The 20459-nt window shown below is 63.2% G+C and carries 18 protein-coding genes; 8 read left to right on the forward strand and 10 right to left on the reverse strand.

Annotated elements, in window-relative coordinates; all coding sequences use genetic code 11:
* Positions 1-1330, reverse strand: a 1330-nt coding sequence (locus U0988_RS11040; protein ID WP_322292678.1) for an ATP-dependent DNA helicase RecQ, incomplete at its 3' end; no start/stop codon positions are given.
* Between the two features lie 131 nt (positions 1331-1461).
* Between U0988_RS11040 and U0988_RS11045 the strand changes: the two genes are divergently transcribed.
* From U0988_RS11045 to U0988_RS11055, 3 genes are all read left to right on the forward strand, one after another.
* A complete protein-coding gene (locus tag U0988_RS11045; protein ID WP_322292679.1) occupies positions 1462-1791 on the forward strand; it encodes a hypothetical protein in 330 nt (109 codons plus the stop codon).
* Positions 1792-1891: 100 nt separating this feature from the next.
* On the forward strand, positions 1892-2101 hold the full coding sequence (locus tag U0988_RS11050) for a hypothetical protein (protein ID WP_322292680.1): 210 nt from the start codon (positions 1892-1894) through the stop codon (positions 2099-2101).
* A 62-nt stretch (positions 2102-2163) separates the two neighbouring features.
* Positions 2164-3336, forward strand: coding sequence for an acyl-CoA dehydrogenase family protein (locus U0988_RS11055; protein WP_322292681.1), 1173 nt, complete (start codon positions 2164-2166; stop codon positions 3334-3336).
* Positions 3337-3342: 6 nt separating this feature from the next.
* Here the strand turns inward: U0988_RS11055 and ppk2 are convergent, their stop codons facing one another.
* Complete coding sequence (ppk2, locus tag U0988_RS11060; RefSeq protein WP_322292682.1) at positions 3343-4119, reverse strand: polyphosphate kinase 2; 777 nt, start codon at positions 4117-4119, stop codon at positions 3343-3345.
* Positions 4120-4199: 80 nt separating this feature from the next.
* Here ppk2 and phhA point away from each other — a divergent pair, with 80 nt between their 5' ends.
* A complete protein-coding gene (gene phhA / locus U0988_RS11065; protein ID WP_322292694.1) occupies positions 4200-5138 on the forward strand; it encodes a phenylalanine 4-monooxygenase in 939 nt (312 codons plus the stop codon).
* Between the two features lie 6 nt (positions 5139-5144).
* Here the strand turns inward: phhA and U0988_RS11070 are convergent, their stop codons facing one another.
* The 4 genes from U0988_RS11070 to U0988_RS11085 form a co-directional block, all read right to left on the reverse strand.
* Positions 5145-5399, reverse strand: a complete 255-nt coding sequence (locus U0988_RS11070; RefSeq protein WP_322292683.1) for a GlsB/YeaQ/YmgE family stress response membrane protein — start codon at positions 5397-5399, stop codon at positions 5145-5147.
* An 84-nt stretch (positions 5400-5483) separates the two neighbouring features.
* A complete protein-coding gene (locus U0988_RS11075) occupies positions 5484-6293 on the reverse strand; it encodes an undecaprenyl-diphosphate phosphatase (RefSeq protein WP_322292684.1) in 810 nt (269 codons plus the stop codon).
* A gap of 103 nt (positions 6294-6396) precedes the next feature.
* Positions 6397-8523, reverse strand: coding sequence for a M13 family metallopeptidase (locus U0988_RS11080; protein WP_322292685.1), 2127 nt, complete (start codon positions 8521-8523; stop codon positions 6397-6399).
* Positions 8524-8675: 152 nt separating this feature from the next.
* A complete protein-coding gene (locus U0988_RS11085; protein ID WP_416172390.1) occupies positions 8676-10520 on the reverse strand; it encodes an ABC transporter transmembrane domain-containing protein in 1845 nt (614 codons plus the stop codon).
* Positions 10521-10685: 165 nt separating this feature from the next.
* On the opposite strand from U0988_RS11085, the gene U0988_RS11090 reads away from it, so the two are divergent.
* On the forward strand, positions 10686-11933 hold the full coding sequence (locus tag U0988_RS11090; protein ID WP_322292686.1) for a polyhydroxyalkanoate depolymerase: 1248 nt from the start codon (positions 10686-10688) through the stop codon (positions 11931-11933).
* Positions 11934-12008: 75 nt separating this feature from the next.
* Here the strand turns inward: U0988_RS11090 and U0988_RS11095 are convergent, their stop codons facing one another.
* The 4 genes from U0988_RS11095 to U0988_RS11110 are packed head-to-tail and all read right to left on the reverse strand — an operon-like array spanning position 12009 to position 15291.
* Positions 12009-13187 (reverse strand): acetyl-CoA C-acyltransferase, encoded by a 1179-nt coding sequence (locus U0988_RS11095; protein ID WP_322292687.1) that lies wholly within the window; start codon positions 13185-13187, stop codon positions 12009-12011.
* 54 nt (positions 13188-13241) lie between these two features.
* A complete protein-coding gene (locus tag U0988_RS11100; protein WP_322292688.1) occupies positions 13242-13691 on the reverse strand; it encodes a MaoC family dehydratase in 450 nt (149 codons plus the stop codon).
* 60 nt (positions 13692-13751) lie between these two features.
* Entirely contained in the window at positions 13752-15149 is a 1398-nt protein-coding gene (locus U0988_RS11105; RefSeq protein WP_322292689.1) for a DUF5935 domain-containing protein, read from the reverse strand.
* Positions 15150-15153: 4 nt separating this feature from the next.
* A complete protein-coding gene (locus U0988_RS11110; protein WP_322292690.1) occupies positions 15154-15291 on the reverse strand; it encodes a hypothetical protein in 138 nt (45 codons plus the stop codon).
* A gap of 62 nt (positions 15292-15353) precedes the next feature.
* On the opposite strand from U0988_RS11110, the gene U0988_RS11115 reads away from it, so the two are divergent.
* The 3 genes from U0988_RS11115 to U0988_RS11125 all read left to right on the forward strand — a co-directional run.
* Positions 15354-16598: a TIGR04063 family PEP-CTERM/XrtA system glycosyltransferase gene (locus U0988_RS11115; RefSeq protein ID WP_322292691.1), complete on the forward strand. Its 1245-nt coding sequence runs from the start codon at positions 15354-15356 to the stop codon at positions 16596-16598.
* 70 nt (positions 16599-16668) lie between these two features.
* Complete coding sequence (locus U0988_RS11120; protein WP_322292692.1) at positions 16669-17550, forward strand: hypothetical protein; 882 nt, start codon at positions 16669-16671, stop codon at positions 17548-17550.
* Between the two features lie 286 nt (positions 17551-17836).
* A partial coding sequence (locus U0988_RS11125; protein WP_322292693.1) for a glutamate synthase central domain-containing protein occupies positions 17837-20459 on the forward strand: 2623 nt, incomplete at its 3' end.

The following is a 20459-nucleotide window of genomic DNA, read 5'->3' on the forward strand; positions in this document are numbered from 1 at the left end:
TATGGCCGAAACCGAAGCTCTGCCCGGTCCGGTAGACCGCGGACAGCAATTTCCGCGCGACTTCGGAGGTGTCCGCGAGCTTGGGCGGATTGAGGCAATTGTCGCAATTCCCGCAGGCTTCCGGCGGGCTTTCGCCGAAATGCCGCAGCAGGATCGCGCGGCGGCAGCCCGGTGCCTCCACCAGACTGGCCAGCGCATCAAGCCGGGTGCGTTCGCCCGCGCGCCGTTCCTCCGGCGTTTCGCTCAGCCGCTGGCGGGCCTGCGCGAAATCGCCTGCACCCCACAGCATCACTGCGGTTGCCGGGTCCCCGTCGCGCCCCGCACGGCCGGTTTCCTGGTAATAGGCTTCGATCGACTTGGGGATCCCGGCATGGGCCACGAACCGCACGTCGGGCTTGTCGATTCCCATTCCAAACGCGATCGTGGCGCAGATCACCATGTCCTCGCTCGCCACGAAGGCCGTCTGGTTCGCGCTACGCTCCTGTGCAGGCAGTCCCGCGTGATAGGGCAGGACCGGCCGGCCAGTTGCCGCAGCCAATTGTTGCGCCAGCGCCTCCACCTTGCGGCGGGTCGGCGCATAGACGATACCGGGGCCGGGGATTTCCGCCATCAGGCGGGCGATCTGTTTTGCCGCACTGTCCCGGTGGCGGATCGTATAGCGGATGTTGGGCCGGTCGAAGCCCGCGATGATCATTCCGTTCTTGGGGATGCCCAGCTGGGCCAGAATATCGGCGCGGGTGTGCTCGTCCGCCGTCGCCGTCAGCGCCAGCCGGGGCACCTTGGGAAACGCGTCCATCATCGGGCGCAGCTGGCGGTAGTCAGGGCGGAAATCGTGCCCCCATTCAGACACGCAATGCGCCTCGTCAATAGCAAACAGGGCGAGCGGCGCGCTGCCGAGCATATCGCGGAAACCGGGTTGGCTCGCCCGTTCCGGCGCCACATACAGCAGGTCGAGCTGGCCTGCGCGAAACGCGTCCATCGTCTCGCGCCAGTCGGCATCGGCGCTGGTCAGGGTGGCCGCGCGGATGCCATTGGCGCGGGCGGAACGCAGCTGGTCGTGCATCAGCGCAATCAGCGGCGAGATCACCACGCAGGTGCCGGGCATCATGGTGGCGGGCAGCTGGTAGGTCAGCGATTTTCCCGCGCCGGTGGGCATCACCGCCAGCGTGGACTTGCCCGCCAGCACCCGTTCCAGCACCTCGGGTTGGCGGCCGCGGAATTCATCGAAGCCGAAAATGCTTTTCAGCCGCGCACGGGCATCTTCCAGGGACAGTTCCGGCGGAAATGCGGAATTGCGCTCGAAATCATGGTCGGTCAGCGGGTCATGCATGGGGTGTTCCATGGCAGATGCGCGCCTCGCGGTGAATGCCCGGCGGGGTGTTATGCGGGGGAGAATTGGTATTTGCCCCGCCTTTTGCACCCCGCTAGAAGGCAGGCAGAAACCTTCCGGAGAATATTACCATGAACAAGATCACCACCGTTCTGTTTGCATCCCTTTCGGCGCTGGCGCTGGCTGCTTGCGGCAGTTCCGACGATGCTTCGGTCGATGCCGAAGCTGACACGGTCGAAATGCCCGCCAACGATGCGATGGAACCGGTGACCGAAATGCCCGCCGCCGATCCGGATGCGAACGCCGTCGATGCGGCAAGTGCAGAACCGGAAGACCCGGTTGGCAGTGAAGCCGATGCGGCGGGTGACGCGGCAGCAGCGGCTGCAGCCGAGATCCAGGAAATGACCGGCGCCACGCCAACCCCCGTCCGGACCCCGCCCCCGCCGACGACTCCAAACTGATCGGGCCCACAAGGCCTGCATGGATTGTAAATGGAAGCGGGCGGATCGGCACTACGATTCGCCCGCTTTTCCTTTTCCTCCATCACGCTATGGTGGCGAAATGAAACCTGTCTTTCACCTCCTCATTCTTTGCGTTCTGACTGCCTGCGGACCGGCCGATAACGATCCTGGCCCCGGTGGGGTGACGGTCGGCGAAGCCCGCGCGCTCGACGAGGCGGCAGAAATGCTCGAGGCACGCCGCGCACCGGCCGAGACTATCGTTACCGAACCGCCGGAAGACGGCCCCGCCACCGCGCCGGGACAGGAATAAACCGTCAGACAAGGCCCGCCTGAACGACAGGAGCCACGAGGATAGCTCAAAAGGACACGACTATGGCCACGACCGGCATGGATCCCGAAATCTTCGACCAGTTCATCGACCAGCTCAAACGCTATGTCCGCGAGAGGCTGATCCCGGCGGAGGCCGACGTGATCGCGAACGACCGGATTCCGGACGATCTGCTGGACGAAATGCGCGAAATGGGCCTGTTCGGCCTGACCATGCCGGAAGAATACGGCGGTTCGGGTATGAATGTGCCGCAATATGTCGAAACCATCCGGGTGCTCAGCTATGCGCTGCCGGCCTACCGCTCGATCACCTCGATCAATCTCGGCATGGTCTGTTCGGCGCTGAAGAATTCCGGAACGGAGGAACAGAAGGCCGAATGGCTGCCGCGCCTCGCCGCCGGAGAAATCGCCTGCTTCGGGCTGACGGAGCCGGGCTCCGGGTCCGACAGCGCCGCGATGGCCACTACGGCGCGCAAGGATGGCAACGGCTATGTCCTCAACGGGTCGAAACGCTACATCACCAACGCGCCGCATGCGAAACTGGGCCTGATCATGGCGCGGACCAGCCAGGAAGCCTTGCCGCGCAATGCCCATGTCAGCGCCTTTCTGGTGCCGATGGACAGTCCCGGCATCTCGGTCGGCAAGCCCGACCGGAAGATGGGCCAGTCCGGCAGCCATATCGCGGATATCTATCTCGATGACGTGAAATTGCCGGGCGACGCGCTGCTCGGAGGGGAAGAAGGCAAGGGTTTCGCCACCGCGATGCAGAGCCTCGACAACGGCCGCCTGTCGGTGGGCGCCGCCAGCGCGGGCTATGCTCAGCGGATTCTCGACACTGCGCTGCGCTATGCCAGCGAACGCAAGGCATTCGGCGAACCGATTGCCAATTTCCAGCTGATCCAGGCGATGCTGGCGGACAGCCGGGCCGAAATCTACGCCGCCGAGTGCATGCTGCGCGATGCTTCCGAAAAGGCGGATCAGGGCAAGGCGATCATCGAATGCGCAAGTGCCAAGATGTTCGCTTCGGAAATGTGCAACCGGGTGGCCGACCGCTGCGTCCAGATTCACGGCGGCGCGGGCTATCTGGCGGAATACGAGGCGGAACGGTTCTACCGCGACAGCCGGATCTACACCATTTACGAAGGCACCACGCAGATCCTGCAGCTGGTGATCGCCAAGAACATGCTGCGCGAATTCGCCGCCGGGGCCGCGGCGTGAAGCGCGCTAGATCTCGAACGGCTTGATGGGGTTCAGCACTGCATAGCTTTCCGGCAGAGGGTCATGCCCTAGCGGCGGAAATTCAAGCGGCGGCGGCTCGACATGCGTATCCGGGAGCCGGTCGAGCAGATCGCGGATCAGCGTCAACCGGCCGCGTTTCTGGTCGTTGAAATCGACGAGCGTCCACGGCGCGTGCTTGCTGTGGGTCGCTTCCAGCATGGCTTCGCGCGCCGCGGTGTATTCGGCATATTTGTGGCGCGCGGCGAGATCGATGGGCGAGAGTTTCCAGCGCTTGAGCGCGTCTTCCAGACGTTCCGCCAAGCGCTCTTCCTGATTCTCCTGATCGGTGGTCAGCCAGTATTTGAACAGCAGGATGCCGTCCTTGACCAGCATCCTTTCGAAATCCGGCACCGCATCCAGGAACTGCCGGACCTGTTCTCCGGTAGCATAGCCCATGACTTTCTCGACCCCGGCGCGGTTGTACCAACTGCGGTCGAACAGGACGATTTCGCCGGCCGCGGGAAGATGGGCGATGTAGCGCTGGAAATACCATTGGCCGAGTTCGCGTTCGCTCGGCTTGGACAGCGCCACGATCCGGCATTGCCGCGGGTTCAGCCGCTCGGACACCGCGCGAATGGCCCCGCCCTTGCCCGCTGTGTCGCGCCCTTCGAACAGCACCACGATGCGCGCGCCGCAGGCTTGCGCCCAGCGCGCCATCGCCACCAGCTGTTCCTCCAGCGGCTCGAGCAAAGTCTCGTAATCGTCACGCTTCAGTTTGCCCATATGCGTTTCCCGTTGCGGCGCTCCATTTGTCAGCAGGGACCCCGGATGCTAAGAGGGATGCTAGGACCAAAGACATGACCATGGCCACGATTATCGAACCCGAAAGCGATTTCAGCGCTCTGCCCGATCTCCCGCCGGAGGTGTATACTGCGCCGCTCAGGAAGCCGGCGCATCTGGGTGAGGATTGGGTCGAACCGAAACAGACCAAATATTCCTCCGAGGATGACGCGATCTGGGACGATCTGTTCGCCCGGCAAATGGAAGTCCTTCCGGGTCGGGCGGCCTCCGCCTTCCTGCAGGGACTTGATAAGCTCGCTCTCGGCCAGGGCGGCGTGCCCGAATTTGGCAAGATGTCGGAAGATCTGGGCGCGCTGACCGGGTGGAGCGTGGTGCCCGTGCCGATGCTGATCCCCGACCACGTCTTTTTCTGGCACCTGGCCAATCGCCGGTTCCCCGCAGGCAATTTCATCCGCACGCGCGAGACCTTCGACTATATCCAGGAACCGGACGTGTTCCACGACGTGTTCGGCCATGTCCCGATGCTGACCGATCCGGTCTATGCCGATTACATGCAGGAATATGGCCGCGCCGGATGGAAGGCGATGCGGCACAACCGGCTGAAGGCGCTGGGCGCGCTGTATTGGTACACGGTAGAATTCGGGCTGGTACTGGAAGAAGGGGCCTTGCGCGCCTACGGGGCCGGCATTCTGTCGGGGCCGACCGAGATTGTCTTTGCGCTGGATGCGAAAAGTCCGAACCGGATCATGCTCAACGTCGACCGGGTCATGCGTACCGATTACGTGATCGACGATTTGCAGCCGACCTATTTCGTGATCGAGAGTTTCGAGGATCTGTACCACCAGACGGTGGAGCGCGATTTCGATCGGCTCTATCGCAGCCTGTCGCCCGCCTTCACCTACGCGAATTCGGCCGTGATCGATGTTGATGATGTGCTGCACCGCGGCACCCAGGAATATCTCCAGCGTGGGGGGCGCGGAAGCGGGGCGAAGCCGGTCTGAGCCGCCCTAGTGGAAGGCGTCCTTCAGAACGACATTGCACAGCGCCAGCACAACGACCGACCCCGCAAAGCCTGCCAGCACAGTTCCGGCGCTGATCCCGGTCAGGATCATGCTGTCGCCGATGAACAGGCCCGAGATCAGCGCTCCACCGACGCCAGCCGCGAGATTGTAGACGATGCCTTGCTGGTCTTCGACCCGGGTGATGATCGAGGCCAGCCAGCCGAGGAGAGCGCCGAGCGCTATCAAGATTACAAGACCCATTTTATATTCCTGCTTTCACTTATGTAAGCAGAAAAGCGTTGCCTCAGGTTTGGTTCCATTTTTGCGGCAAGTTGTGGCGGCAAACTAAGCCATCGCGAGCCACAGGATTGCGCCGGAACCGAGAATTATCCGGTACCAGGCAAAGGGCGCGAACCCGTGCCGGCTGACATAGGTCACGAAGGCCTTGATCACGGCGAGCGCCACCAGGAAGGCTGCCGTGAAGCCGAGGCCGATCTCCGACCAGCCGATAGTTGCCTCACCCAGCAAAAGAGCCGGTTCGTCAACGATCTTGACCGTGGCCGCGCCGATCATCGTCGGGACCGCGAGAAAAAAGGAGAATTCCGCCGCGGTCTTGCGGCCCACCCCCATGGCTAGCGCGCCCATGATCGTCGCGCCCGAACGGCTGGTGCCGGGGATCATCGCAAGGCATTGCACCAGTCCCACGCCAATGGCCATCTTCCAGGTGAGCGCGGGCACGCCGGTATCTATTCTCGCCGGGATGGTCCGCTCCAGCACCAGGATCGCGATCCCGCCGACGACCAGCGCGATCGCCACCACCATCGGGCTGGTCAGCATGGCATCGATGATGTCCTTCGCGGCGAGCCCGATGACCGCCGCGGGCAGGAACGCCAGCAGGATATTGCGCACAAAGCGGAAAGACATCTCCTCCCGCCGCAGCAGACCCATCCCCATGTTCCAGAACGTGGACCAATAGGCGACCACCACCGCCAGGATCGCGCCCAGCTGGATGACGATGTTGAATTGCCGCCACTGTTCCGGGTCATAACCGAAGAACGTCTGCGCCAGGATGAGATGCCCGGTCGAGGAAACCGGCAGGAATTCCGTCAGCCCTTCGAGGATGCCAAGCAGTATGGCGGTGATTGTCTGGTCCATGGCGGGTGCTCATGGCGGAGCAGGCCGCCATGTCAAATGCAAAACGAAAAAGCGCCCCGTTCCGGCGGGGAACGGGGCGCTTTTTAGGTTCCGGGACCGACGGTTACCAGATCGAGATCCGGTCTTCCGGCGGCAGATACATCGCGTCGTCCGCGGTGACGCCGAAGGCTTCGTACCATGCGTCCATGTTGCGCACGACGCCGTTCACCCGGAATTCTTCCGGACTGTGCGGGTCGGTGCGGAGACGCTGGCGGGCGTTGTCTTCGCGCTGTGCCGAACGCCAGACCTGCGCCCATGCGAGGAAGAAGCGCTGGTCGCCGGTCAGCCCGTCGATGACCTTGTCCTCTTTCCCGTTCAGCGACAGCTTGTAGGCGCGGTAGGCGAGGCTGAGCCCGCCCAGATCGCCGATGTTCTCGCCCAGCGTGAGCCGTCCGTTGACGCAGGTTTCGCCGCCATCCAGCGGACAGAAGGCGTCGTACTGTGCCACCAGAGCGTCGGTACGCTCGGTAAAAGCTTCCAGATCGCTTGGCGCCCACCAGTTGCGCAGCAGGCCGGTACCGTCCGACTTGGAGCCCTGATCGTCGAAACCATGGCCCATTTCATGGCCGATCACCCCGCCGATGCCGCCGTAATTGACCGCCGGATCGTTGGTGATGCCGAAGAACGGCTGCTGCAGGATGGCGGCGGGGAAGACGATTTCGTTCTTGGTCGGATTGTAATAGGCGTTGACCGTTTGCGGCAGCATACCCCATTCCGTGCGGTCGATCGGACCGCCCATTTTCGACAGATTGTCCTCCAGCTGCCATTGCGCCGCCGCCATGCGGTTGGCGATGGGATCTCCCGGAACGATGGCCAGGCCGTCATAGGTTTCCAGATTGTCGCGGTAGCCGATCTTGGGGTCGAACGCCGCCAGCTTGGCCTTGGCTTCGACCTTGGTCCCGGCGCCCATCCAGTCGAGCTCGTCGATGCTTTGCGCCATGGCAACCCGCAGGTTCTTGACCAGCGAATCCATGGCCGCCTTGTTTTCCGGCGGGAAATTGCGCTCGACATAGCTCTTGCCGAGCACTTCGCCGAGATGCCCTTCGACCTCGGCGATGGCGCGCTTCCAGCGTGGGCGCTGTTCCGGCGTACCTTGCAGGGTCTTGCCGAAGAATTCGAAATTCGCCTCGTCGAACCGCGTCGGCATCACCGAGGCATTGCCCGACAGGAACCGCGCCACGGTCCACGCCTGCAGCGTCGCCACATCGTATTCGCCCAGCAATTCGAACATGCCCGGCGTGCCCTTGCCGATCTTGGCGACATAATCAGGCGTCAGGCCGAGAGCGGCGATCTCGTCTTCGGTCGGCGGCATCTGCGTCACGACGAATTTGGTCGCCGCGCCGAAGCCCGCTTCCTCGATCATCGTGCGGACCGGGAACTTGCCCGCCGCCGCGACCAGTTCCTCCGGTGTCACCGCGTTATAGGTGAGGTCGCGGTTGCGGCTGACGGCGCGGTCCCAGGAAATCTCACGCGCGATCCGGTCTTCCAGATCATACACCGCTCGGGCCGTCATCGCCGGATCGCCGAACCCGGCTTCGCGGAACAGGAAGGTCAGATAGTCGCGGTATTTCTGCTGGATCGCCGCGCCCTTTTCGGTCGCGTCGAGGTAATACTGGCGGTCCGGCAGGCCCAGGCCGCCGCTGCCGAGATAGGGCACATACTGGTCGGGCTGCTTCTGGTCGACCGTCACGAAGCCGCCGATCGGCCCCGGCATACCCGGCTGGCTCCACAATCTGGCCAGCTTGTCGATCGAATCGGCCTCGTAAATCCGGAATAGATAGGGGTTGATCGGCGCCATCCCCGCAGCATCGATCGCTGCAGTATCGACGAAGGCCTGATACGCGTCCACGATCCGCCGTTCCGACGTGCCGGGCGCGGGGTTTTCCGCCACCAGCGTATCGACCAGCGACTTCACGTCTTCGGTCGACTTTTCACGCAGCAGGTTGAATGCGCCGAAGCGCGAATATTCCGCCGGTAGCGGGTTTTCCGCCAGCCATTTGGCGTTCACATAGGCGAAGAAATCATCACCCGGGTCGATTGCCGGATCGATCGCAGCGGGATCTACGCCCCAGGTGCCGAAACTCATCGTCGGGGTGGCAGCGTCTTCGCTGGAGGCGTCCTGCGCCGCGGCAGGCGTTGCCAGCGCGAGCGCGACGGCGCTGCCGCCTAGGGCGAGCATGGTCTTGATCATTGATTGCGACTCCCGGTTGTGTTCGGCCCGTCATGCCAAATGGCTGCGGGCCTGAGGTTGGTGAGGCTGTGATAGCCCGTTTTGCGCGGTCAAGTTGCCGTTCGTCGGTTTCCATTGCAGCTTGATCGAAAAGCTGCGGGGAAATGGCCTGGTCAGGCGGCCTTTTCCGCCCCGAACTGCAGCGAAGACAGGCGCGCATACAATCCGCCGGCTTCGGCCAGCTGGGCGTGGGTGCCCTGTTCGACGATGCGGCCATCCTCCAGCACCACGATCCGGTCCGCCTTGCGGACCGTGGCGAGGCGGTGCGCGATGACCAGCGTGGTCCGGTTCGCCATCAGCCGGTCGAGCGCCTGCTGCACCAGCTGTTCGCTTTCGGCGTCCAGCGCGCTGGTGGCTTCGTCGAGCAGCAGGATCGGCGAATCGCGCAGCAGGGCGCGGGCAATCGCAACCCGCTGCTGCTGGCCGCCCGACAGCCGCGCGCCGCCTTCGCCGAGATAAGTGTCGAGACCTTCGGGAAGCGCGCGCAGGAAGCCCTCTGCGTTGGCCGCCCGCGCCGCCTCCCAGATCTGTTCGTCGGTGGCATCCCATTCGCCGTAGCGCAGATTATCCCGCGCGTTGGCGGAAAACAGCACCCCGTCCTGCGGCACCAGCCCCATGCGGCGGCGAATCGCGGCGGGATCGGCGCTGGTCAGCGGTATTCCGTCGACCCGGATCGAGCCGGCCTGCGGATCGTAGAATCGTTCCGCCAGCTGGAAGATGGTCGATTTCCCGGCACCCGAAGGACCGACGATGGCGACCGTTTCGCCGGGTTCGACCTCCAGGCTGAAATCCTTCAGCGCAGGCATTTCCAGGCGCGTGGGATAGCGGAAGGTGACGTTGCGGAACGACAGGCTGCCGCGCGGCGGTTCCGGCAAGGCCATCGGCCGCGCGGGCGGAGCGATCACCGGCTTTTCGTTGAGCAATTCGTTGAGGCGGCTCGCCGCGCCGGCACCGCGCAGCAGGTCGCCATAGACTTCGGTCAGCGCGCCGAAGGAGCCCGCAACCAGCCCGCCGGTGATCACGAAGGCGGCGATTGTCCCGCCGCTGATCTCGCCGGTGGAAACCCCGATCGCGCCGCGCCACATGATCAGGGTAATCGAACCGAAAATGAACATGATGATGATCGAGGTCATCGCCGCGCGCAGCAGGATGCGCCGCTTCGCGGTGGTGAAGATCGCCTCCACCGCGCCTTCGAACCGGGCCTGCTCGCGCTTTTCCTGATTGAACGCCTGGACGATCTTCATCGCGCCCAGCGTTTCGGCGATCATCGCGCCGACATCGGCCACCCGGTCCTGGCTGGTGCGCGAGACATTGCGCACCCGGCGGCCGAAATACATGATCGGCAGCATGATCAGCGGGATGGCGATGATCAGCCCGACGGTCAGTTGCGGGGCGAGCCAGAACAGATAGGCGGTCCCGCCGATCCCCATCAGGATGTTGCGCAGCGCCACCGACACGGTGGTCCCCACCACCTGTTCGATCAGCGCAGTATCCGCGGTCATCCGGCTGGAAATTTCCTTGGGGCTGTTCTCCTCGTAGAACGACGGGGCCAGCCGCAGCAGATTGTCCTGCACCTTCAGCCGGATATCCGCGACAACGCGCTCGCCCAGCCAGCTGACGAAATAGAACCGCATCGCAGTGCCGAGCGCCAGGACCACGACGATCATCATCAGGTAACGAAACCAGCGCCCTATGTCGGCGGGGTCCCCGCCGCCGCCAAAGCCGTTGTCGATGATCAGCTTGAATCCGGCCGGAATGGCCAGAGTCGCGCTAGCGGTAATCAGCAGGGCCACGAATGCCAGCGCAACTTTTCCGGGATATCGGGCCAATTCGGCCCAGATCATCTTCAGCGGGCCGAGACTGCGCGCAGGCTTTGGCGCAATCTCCGCCGAATTGTCACCATCCAAGGCGCGATCGTTGGGGCCAGGCGTAAGGGTCGTGGCTGTGTGGGAGTCCATGGACTGCCGTTAGCGCTGGGCGCGGACAAAATCCACTGCGCAGGGGTTTTATCCGCCCTCACGCCGGGTTTGCGGTGAACCGCCATTGAAAATTTGCCTCGCGTCACGATCTCGTTCATGGTGCAGTGCAACAATAAACCCGATACGGGTCGCAGGGGAATTTATTTGCTTTATCATGCACATGAAATGCAGCGCGCCTGGCTAAGTAGCGCCAGCGCCTGGGCGTCCATTGGTTCCGAAATGCTCGCGAGCTCGCGGTTACCGCTGGCCTATCTCGGCCTCGGTCCTGCGGCATCCTCGGCGCTGGAGGTGTTCGCCCATGCCGCGGCACCCCGCGGAAAGCCTGCTTTCGGTATCGAAGACGTAGCCGTGGACGGGAAGGATTTCCCGGTCGCGGAATCGGTTGTCGTGACCAAGCCGTTTGGCGACCTGCTTAAATTCCGCCGCGAAGGCCTGCCTGCCGATGCGCCCCGCTTGCTGATCGTCGCGCCGATGAGCGGCCATTACGCGACCTTGCTGCGCGGCACGGTCGAGCGGATGGCGGAAAGCTGCGAGGTCTATATCACCGACTGGGCCGACGCCCGCACGGTGCCGGTCCGCGACGGGCGCTTCGATCTTGATGATTACATCGACTACCTGATCGAATTTCTCGAATTCATCGGTCCAGGCGCGCATATGATGGCGGTTTGCCAGCCCTCGGTGCCCGCGCTGGCCGCGACGGCCCTGATGAACGGGGACAAGCACCCCGCGCGGCCGCTGACGCTGACCATGATGGGCGGACCGATCGACACCCGCAAATCGCCGACCACCGTCAATGATCTGGCGATGGATCGCCCGCTGTCCTGGTTCCGCCGGACAGTGATCGCGACCGTGCCGTTCAGCTATCCCGGTGCGGGCCGCAGGGTTTATCCCGGCTTCCTGCAGCTTGCCAGTTTCATGAGCATGAACCTCGGCAGCCACATGATGAGCCATTTCGAGATGTTCAAGCATCTCAACGCCGGAGACGACATCAGCGCGCAGGCGACCAAGGATTTCTACGAGGAATACCGTTCGGTCTGCGACATGACCGCGGAATTCTACCTCCAGACGGTGGAAGAAGTGTTCCAGAAGCACTCGATCCCCAACGGCACTTTCGAGCACCGCGGCAAGGTGGTCGATCTGGCTGCGATCAAGGACACCGCGATCCTGTGCGTCGAAGGCGAGCGGGACGACATCTCGGGGATTGGCCAGACCAAGGCGGCGCTCGATCTGGCGACCGGTCTGGCGGCAAGCAGGAAAAAATACTTCCTGGCCGAAGGCGCCGGGCATTACGGCATCTTCAACGGCAGCCGCTGGCGCGACAAGATCGCCCCGGTGGTAGAGGATTTCCTCGAAAAATACGGCAAGCAGGCACGGCTGAAGGCGGTCGCGTAAAGCCGCCAGGGGCTGATTCTCAGGTTTCTGCCGAACCTGTCCTCCCCGGACCAAAGCCCGGGGAGGACCAGCAGATCAGAAGATTTCGAACAGTCCGGCCGCACCCATGCCGCCGCCGACGCACATGGTGACGACCGCGTATTTCGCACCGCGGCGTTTGCCTTCGATCAGCGCGTGGCCGGTGCAGCGCGCGCCGGTCATCCCGTAAGGGTGGCCGATCGAGATCGACCCGCCGTTGACGTTGAGCAGGCTGTTGTCGATGCCCAGCTTGTCGCGGCAATAGATCACCTGCACGGCAAAGGCTTCGTTCAGTTCCCACAGGCCGATGTCGCCGATCTTCAGGTCGAACCGTTCGAGAAGCTTGGGGATGGCGAACACAGGGCCGATGCCCATTTCATCTGGCTCCGTCCCGGCGACGGCCATGCCGACATAGCGGCCGAGCGGGGTCAACCCGCGCTTTTCGGCGGTCTTGGCCTCCATCACTACACAGGCGCTGGAACCATCGGACAATTGCGATGCGTTGCCCGCCGTGATCGTCATGTCGGGGCCCATTACGGGTTTGAGGCTGGATAGCCCCTCCAGCGTGGTATCGGGACGGTTGCCTTCATCCTTGGCGATGGTCACTTCGACATCGCTGACTTCGCCGCTTTCCTTGTCCTTCACCTTATGGGTGGTGGTGACCGACACGATTTCATCGTCGAACTTGCCCGCGGCCTGAGCAGCGGCAGTGCGCATCTGCGATTCCAGCGCATATTCGTCCATCGCCTCGCGGGTGATGCCGTAGCGCGCGGCCACGGTTTCGGCGGTTTGCAGCATCGGCATATAGACCGCGCCGTGCATTGCCATCAGTTCGCGGTCGGGCGCGACGCGCATTTCGGGGGTCTGCACCAGACTGATCGATTCCTGGCCGCCAGCCGCGACAATATCCATCCGGTCGATGATTACCTGCTTGGCCGCCGTGGCGATGGTCATCAGGCCGGAGGAACACTGGCGGTCCATCGTCATGCCCGAAACGGTTACCGGCAGCCCGGCGCGCAAGGCTACCTGACGGCCGAGATTGCCCGCCTGGGTGCCCTGCTGGAGCGCGCTGCCCCAGATCACGTCGTCCACTTCGGCGCCTTCGATGCCCGCGCGTTCCAGCGCAGGCTTCAGCGAATAGGCACCGAGCGTAGCGCCGGAAGTGGAATTGAAAGCGCCCTTGTAAGCGCGGCCGATGGCCGTGCGGGCGGTGGAAACGATGACTGCGTCACGCATGGTGAATTCCTTGATCGATTGAAACTGGCCTGCCTTTCCCGGAAAAGGGAAAGATCAGACGAAATACATGGTAATCCATTCGCAGATCAGGGCAGGCTTGTCCTCGCCTTCGATCTCGATGGTAATTTCGACGGTCTGCTGCCACTGGCCGGGGCGCTTTTCCGCCATTTCCGTCAGCTTCCAATGGCCGCGGATACGCTTGCCTGAACGCACCGGGGCGATGAAGCGGGTTTTGTTGCCCCCGTAATTCACCGCCATCTTGATATTGTCCACCTTCGGAAGATCCGAATTGGCGCTGAGATATGGGATCATCGACAAGGTAAGAAATCCGTGGGCGATCGTTCCGCCGAACGGGGTCATCTTGGCCATTTCCTCGTTCACATGGATGAACTGGTGATCGCCGGTTGCTTCGGCAAACTGATTGATCCGTTCCTGGCTCATTTCGGCCCATTCGCTGGTGCCGATGGTTTCGCCTGTTTTCGCTGCAATATCCTGCGGGCTCATACGCCTCTCCTCTGGTCGCTGTTACGATGGGAATGGCGGCTTCATGCCGGATTAAGCGGGTCAGCGCAACGCAGGAGAGGCTGCCGTTACGGCATCCGCGGGCGCGGCGGAAGCGATCACCCCGGAAGCGCCCCGAACGACCTTCTCGGCCGGCGAATCATGCAGTTTGCAATAGCTCCACAGCGCGCATTGCAGCCCGATCAGCAGCAGGATGAACGGCTGGTAGGCGATACCCTGAAACAGCGATCCGACCAGATAGATGATCTGGCCGAACTGCAATGCGCTGGCCAGCGGGGCCTGCCATTGGTCCTGCGCTGCGCTGCGTCCGCGCCAGCGCCGCCGCAGCCGTTCCATCTGCCATATACCCAGCACTTGCAGCCACAGCCACAGCATCAGCCCGGGCCAGCCCTGTTCGCCCAGCATTTCGAAGATCGCCGAATGATAGGCGCGTGCCTCGTCCGTCACTTCGCGGTATTCCACCGCAACGGAGTTTCCGACGGTTTCGGTGACGGGAATGTCATAGGTAAAACTGTTGCCGCGGTAGGCATCGAACCCGCCGCCCAGCGGATTTTCCGCAGCGTAGTCCAGCGTCCATTGCCACACCGCGACGCGGGTCGAGGCGGATTCGTCGCCCGAGGGGCTGTTGATGGTGGCCATCCGCTCGTAATAGCTTTGCGGCAGGAACGGCAGTGCCGCCAAACCAAGCGCGGTTCCCGCGGCGATGAACACCATCCGCCGCTTCACATTGCGCAGGATCAGCAGCGCGAGCACGCCGATGCACAGCAATCCGGTTCGCGCCTCGGTCCCCACCGGGATCAGCAGGCAGGCAAAGATCAGCGTATAGGCGAACAGTTTCACCCGCCAGTCCGGCACGAACACCGTGCCGTGACGGGTGAACCACCAGATCAGCGGGATGATCGCCACCGCCACTGTCGCCAGAGTGGAACTTTCGTAGAGGCCGCTGTTGTCGTTGACGAAGAAATACATGCTTTCATATCCGCCGCCGCCCAGCGCGGTCTTCAGCCCCGCGCTGATGATGATTGCCGAAACCGTCAGCACCATGATCAGCGCAGCGCCCTCGATGCGCAGCCGCGTGGTCAGCGTGAGCGGGAAGAAGATCGCAAACACCAGCGCTTTCCACACCCATGCCCATTTGCTCGCCGCCTCCAGGGGGAAATCGGCCATGCTGGTGGTGATCCCGCAATAGATCAGCAGGCACAGCATCAGGAACTGGCGGAAGGTGAACCGGCTGCCCCGCTTGGGATCGGCCAGCAGCCATCCGGCAAAGGCGGCGCAGAATGCGATCAGTGAAATCGGCAGGGCCGGCGTCAGCGCCCAGCCGATTTTCTGCGGCGAGAGGATGTCGATATAGAGATAGGCCAGCACCCACAGGAACGGCCGCCGGACACCGGCCGCAAGGAAGGCCAGCACGAAGGTAAAGAGCGCCAGATCCAGCAACGACTCAACGCCGTGGTTCGGGAACGGACACGGGATCTTCCTCGGCCGCCCCGTCACGATCCAGATCATCGCGGCCCTGCATCCGGATCAGCGCGACCACGATCAGGAAATGCGCAAGGGCAAGGGCGAAATAGTCGATCACCGGTGCGGCATAACAGCGCGCGGTTGACGCGGCGTTAAGGATGCTGCGGTAAACAGTTACGCATGACTCGCGTGCTCCATATCCTCGACCATTCGCTACCGATGCACAGCGGTTATTCCTTCCGCACCCGCGCGATCATGCGCAGCCAGCAGGCCGCCGGGATCGATGTGCGCGGCATCACCGGCCTGCGACACGAAGCGGGCGAAGCGCGCGCTGAAGTGCACGACGGGCTGATGTTCCACCGCACTTCCGGCGCAGCAAGCGGTGTTGCGGGAATGCGCGAATGGCGCGAGGTCGCCCGCTTTGCCGAGGCGATCGGCAAGCTCGCGGACGATTGTCAGCCCGATATTCTCCACGCCCATTCCCCGGCCTTGTGCGGGCTGGCGGCGATGAAAATTGCGCGGTCCCGCGGCATCCCGCTGGTCTATGAAATCCGCGCCTTCTGGGAAGACGCCGCGGTCGGCAATCGCGCCGGGCGCGAGGGCTCAATCCGTTACCGCGCCACCCGCGCGCTGGAAAACCGCGTCGTTGCGGGGGCGGATGCGGTCTTCACCATCTGCGAAGGTCTTCGCGAAGATCTGATCGGGCGCGGATTCCCCGGCGGGAAGATCGGCCTCAGCCCGAACGGGGTCGACCTGACCCTCTTCGGCGATCCGCCGCCGCGCGACGACCGATTGGCAGCCGAGCTTGGAATCGGCACCGGCACCCCAGTGATCGGCTTCATCGGCAGTTTCTACGATTACGAAGGTCTGGACGATCTGATCGCGGCGATGCCGCTGCTCCAGGCCCGCCATCCCGGCGCGCAGCTGTTGCTGGTCGGCGGCGGACCGATGGACGCGGCCCTGCGCGCACAGGCCGCCGCTTCACCCGCGGCTGGTGCAATCCTGTTCACCGGCCCAGTCCCGCACGATCAGGTCGAGCGCTATTATTCGCTGGTCGATATCCTCGCCTATCCGCGCAAGCGCAGCCGCCTGACTGATCTGGTCACTCCGCTGAAGCCGCTGGAAGCCATGGCGCAGCGGCGGATCGTGGCCGCATCGGATGTCGGCGGGCACCGCGAATTGATCGTCGACGGCGCGACCGGCAGCCTGTTCCCGCCCGACGACCCGCAGGGCTGCGCCGACGCGCTGGCGGATCTGATCGACACACGCAGTGAATGGGATGCCATGCGCGCACGCGGCGTTGACCATGTACGCCGCCACCATGACTGGGCTGTCAACATCGCGCGTTATCAATCGGTTTACCATCATTTGATACGCAAGTCTCCGCAGCACGAAAGGCATGGAGCCATTCCGGCTGCCGCGTGACGGGGCGTCTGATCGTTCGGGCAAACAGGGACAATCGCTAGTGGCATCCAGAACCATTCGGGCCAGAAACATGCCGGCCAGGCCGCCACTCAGCACGCATCCGGTGTTTCCCGTCATCGCAGCCGTGTGGTTCGCCAGCCTGCTCGGGATCGGCAGCCTGATAGTGCCCGCCGCATTGTTCGAACATGCCGCCGTGGCCTCCGGCCTGACGACCCTCCTGCCGGCGGCACAGGCACCACTCGGATTTACCGCGCGCCTGATGATCGCTGGGACGGGCGCAATTGCCGGGGCCATCACTGGACTGCTTCTGGCGCGCCGGATCGCTGCGATCGGCCACCATGGTCCTGCCGCACGGGGCATCCATGGCGGCGGTTATTACGAGAAAAAGGTACCGATCTCCGCACACGAGGAACTGGGTGCTACCAGCCTCGATCAAGCCGTTGAGGCCACCGAACCCGCCGCTTTGGTTGCGCCTTCGCTGGCAGACGAAGGTACCGAAATTCCGCAGCCCGCCGCCGCCAGGGTTGATGTTTCCGGGATGGCCGAGCAACTGATCCGCCGTCCGCTCGACGAACTCGGCATCGTGCAACTGGTCGAGCGCCTCGCACTCGCGATGCAGCAACAGCCCGCGGGCGCCTTCCATGATACAGGGCAAGACCGGCACACAGCCGCGCCGCTCGAAGAGGAGGAATTCAGTTCGCTGCTCACGCTGAGGAAGGAAGCCGCCGAACCGCGCAGAAGCGTTGCCTTGCCGTCCGATGACGAGTGCGATCTGGCGGATTCCGTGGCGGTCTTTCCCGGTCGGGAGACCGCCTCACCCCGCCGCAGAATCGAGGCACCGTTCTCGATAGCGGCCCCTCAAGCGGCTGCCGCGCCATCGGGCGCCGACGAAACCGAGCGGACATTGCGCGGTGCGCTGGACCAGCTCCGAAGGGTCAGCGGCACCCGCTAAGGCGCGCTTGATCAGGTCCTGATCCCAGCATTTCAGCCATAAAGACCCCGCCGGAGCAATCCTGCGGGCTGTTGCTCCTGGCAGGCTTATGCCGTCTTGCGGCGTCGATATTCTTTTCCGGCCTGAACGATAAGTTGCGCCTCCGCGGTTGCAAAAATCACTTCGTGTCGTCAATAACGGGCAAAGCGACATTTTTGCTACGGCTGGGATCAGTAAAAGTCGCATTTCATTGCCGAGTGGGGTCCTGCAAGCCCTTGGCCCGGCATCTGACAGAACTGGAATTGGAATGGGCAAGACTGCGCCCCTGCGTTCGTTTGAAATTGGCCGGAAGATCGGCCTCTATGATCCGCGCAATGAACATGATGCCTGCGGCGTCGGTCTTGTCGCGCATATCAAGGGCACCAAAAGCCATTCAATCGTAACCCAGGCGCTGGAGATCCTGCACAATCTCGATCATCGCGGCGCGGTGGGTTCCGATCCGCTGCTCGGCGACGGCGCGGGTATCCTGCTGCAGATACCCGATCCGCTGATCCGCACATGGGCGGACGGCAAGGGGATCGATCTGCCCCGGTCGGGCGATTACGCCGTGGCCATGTGTTTCATGCCGCAAGACGAAGCCGCGCGCGAATTCGTGACCGGGCAGCTGGAAAAATTCATCGCCAAGGAAGGCCAGCTTCTGGTCGGCTGGCGCGATGTGCCGGTCACCACCACCGGCCTCGGCAAGACCGTGCTGGCGTCGATGCCGGTGATCCGCCAGTGTATCGTCGCGCGGGGTCCGGATTGTGCCGACCAGGACGCGTTCGAGCGCAAGCTGATCGTGATTCGCAAGCAGACGCTCAATCCCCTTAAGGATCTCGCGGCAAAGCATGATCTGCCGGGCCTGCTAGCCATGTATATCCCGAGCTTTTCCAGCCGGACGATCGTGTACAAGGGCCTGCTGCTGGCCACGCAAGTCGGCAGTTTCTACGACGATCTGCGCGATCCCGACTGCATCAGCGCGCTGGGCCTGGTGCACCAGCGTTTCTCGACCAACACCTTCCCCAGCTGGCGGCTGGCGCACCCGTTCCGCCTGATTGCGCATAATGGCGAAATCAACACGGTTCGCGGCAATGTGAACTGGATGAACGCGCGCCGCCGGACGATGGAATCCGAGCTGCTCGGCCCCGATCTCGACAAGATGTGGCCATTGATCCCGCATGGCCAGTCCGACACCGCCTGTCTCGACAACGCGCTCGAACTGCTGCTGGCGGGTGGATACAGCCTGGCCCACGCCATGATGATGCTGATGCCGGAAGCCTGGGCCAGGAACCCGCTGATGGATCCCGCTCGCAAGGCGTTTTACGAATATCACGCGGCCCTGATGGAACCGTGGGACGGCCCGGCGGCGGTGGCCTTTACCGATGGTCGCCAGATCGGCGCGACTCTGGACCGCAACGGTCTGCGCCCCGCGCGCTTCTGCGTCACCAAGGACGATTTGGTGTGCCTCGCATCGGAAAGCGGCGTGCTGCCATTCCCTGAAGAAGACATCATTCGCAAATGGCGCCTCCAGCCGGGGCGGATGCTGCTGATCGATCTCGAACAGGGCCGGATCATCGAGGACGAGGAGCTGAAGGCCGACCTCGCCGAGGCGGAACCCTATGCAAAATGGCTCGCCAAGGCGCAGTACAAGCTGGAAGATCTCGAGCATCTCGATCTCGAATATTCCGAAGTGCCCGAACACAGCACCGAGCTGCTCCAGCGCCAGCAGGCGTTCGGCTATACGCAGGAAGACATCGGCAAATTCCTCGAACCGATGGCATCGCTGGGCGAAGACCCGATCGGATCGATGGGCACCGATACGCCAATTGCCGTCCTGTCCAGCCGGAGCCGGCTGCTGTATGACTATTTCAAGCAGAATTTCGCGCAGGTAACCAATCCGCCGATCGATCCGATCCGCGAAGAGCTGGTGATGAGCCTGCTGTCGATGATCGGCCCGCGCCCCAATTTGCTGGGCCATGACGCTGGTACGCACAAACGGCTGGAGGTTAGCCAGCCGATCCTGACCAACCAGGATCTGGCCAAGATCCGTTCGGTCGAAAGCAGCCTCGACGGCGCGTTCCGCACCGAAACCATCGATATCACCTGGAAAGCCTCCAAAGGCGCGAAGGGGCTGTCGTTTGCGCTGAAGGAAATGTGCTGGGCCGCGACCGAAGCGGTGCTGCAGGATCACAACATCCTGGTGCTGTCCGACCGGGCGCAGAGCGAGGGCCGCATTCCGATCCCCGCCGCGCTCGCCACCGCCGCCGTGCACCACCACCTCGTCCGTCAGGGCTTGCGGATGCAGACCGGGCTGGTCGTCGAAACCGGCGAAGCGCGCGAAGTGCACCATTTCTGCGTGCTGGCAGGTTACGGCGCGGAAGCGATCAACCCCTACCTCGCCTTCGAAACGCTGGAGCAGTTGCGCGAGTTGAAATGCCCCGAGTTGACCGCCAAACAGGTCGAGCAGAATTACATCAAGGCAGTCGGCAAGGGCATCCTCAAGGTCATGTCCAAGATGGGCATTTCGACCTACCAGAGTTATTGCGGCGCGCAGATTTTCGACGCGGTCGGCCTCAGCAGCAAATTCGTCGATACCTATTTCACCGGCACCGCAACCACCATCGAGGGCGTCGGCCTGATGGAAGTCGCGGAAGAAGCGGTCCGCCGCCATGGGCTCGCTTACGGCGATAACCCGCTCTACCGTTCGATGCTGGATGTCGGCGGCGTCTATCAGTACCGTCTGCGCGGGGAAAGCCACGCCTGGACTCCGACCAATGTCGCGGACCTGCAGCACGCCGTGCGCGGCAACAACCCGAAGAATTACGCCGATTTCGCCAAATCGATCAACGACCAGGCGGAACGGCTGCTGACCATTCGCGGGCTGATGGAAC

The sequence above is a fragment of the Allopontixanthobacter sp. genome (genome assembly GCF_034376665.1).
Classification (GTDB): Bacteria; Pseudomonadota; Alphaproteobacteria; order Sphingomonadales; family Sphingomonadaceae; genus Allopontixanthobacter.

Coding starts and splice junctions, on each gene's coding strand:
- U0988_RS11120 (WP_322292692.1), top strand. CDS start 16,669: ATGCCGGCCAGGCCGCCACTCAGCACGCATCCGGTGTTTCCCGTCATC.
- ppk2 (WP_322292682.1), bottom strand. CDS start 4,119: ATGGGCAAACTGAAGCGTGACGATTACGAGACTTTGCTCGAGCCGCTG.
- U0988_RS11095 (WP_322292687.1), bottom strand. CDS start 13,187: ATGCGTGACGCAGTCATCGTTTCCACCGCCCGCACGGCCATCGGCCGC.
- phhA (WP_322292694.1), top strand. CDS start 4,200: ATGGCCACGATTATCGAACCCGAAAGCGATTTCAGCGCTCTGCCCGAT.
- U0988_RS11100 (WP_322292688.1), bottom strand. CDS start 13,691: ATGAGCCCGCAGGATATTGCAGCGAAAACAGGCGAAACCATCGGCACC.
- U0988_RS11085 (WP_416172390.1), bottom strand. CDS start 10,520: ATGGACTCCCACACAGCCACGACCCTTACGCCTGGCCCCAACGATCGC.
- U0988_RS11075 (WP_322292684.1), bottom strand. CDS start 6,293: ATGGACCAGACAATCACCGCCATACTGCTTGGCATCCTCGAAGGGCTG.
- U0988_RS11070 (WP_322292683.1), bottom strand. CDS start 5,399: ATGGGTCTTGTAATCTTGATAGCGCTCGGCGCTCTCCTCGGCTGGCTG.
- U0988_RS11080 (WP_322292685.1), bottom strand. CDS start 8,523: ATGATCAAGACCATGCTCGCCCTAGGCGGCAGCGCCGTCGCGCTCGCG.
- U0988_RS11115 (WP_322292691.1), top strand. CDS start 15,354: ATGACTCGCGTGCTCCATATCCTCGACCATTCGCTACCGATGCACAGC.
- U0988_RS11045 (WP_322292679.1), top strand. CDS start 1,462: ATGAACAAGATCACCACCGTTCTGTTTGCATCCCTTTCGGCGCTGGCG.
- U0988_RS11050 (WP_322292680.1), top strand. CDS start 1,892: ATGAAACCTGTCTTTCACCTCCTCATTCTTTGCGTTCTGACTGCCTGC.
- U0988_RS11055 (WP_322292681.1), top strand. CDS start 2,164: ATGGCCACGACCGGCATGGATCCCGAAATCTTCGACCAGTTCATCGAC.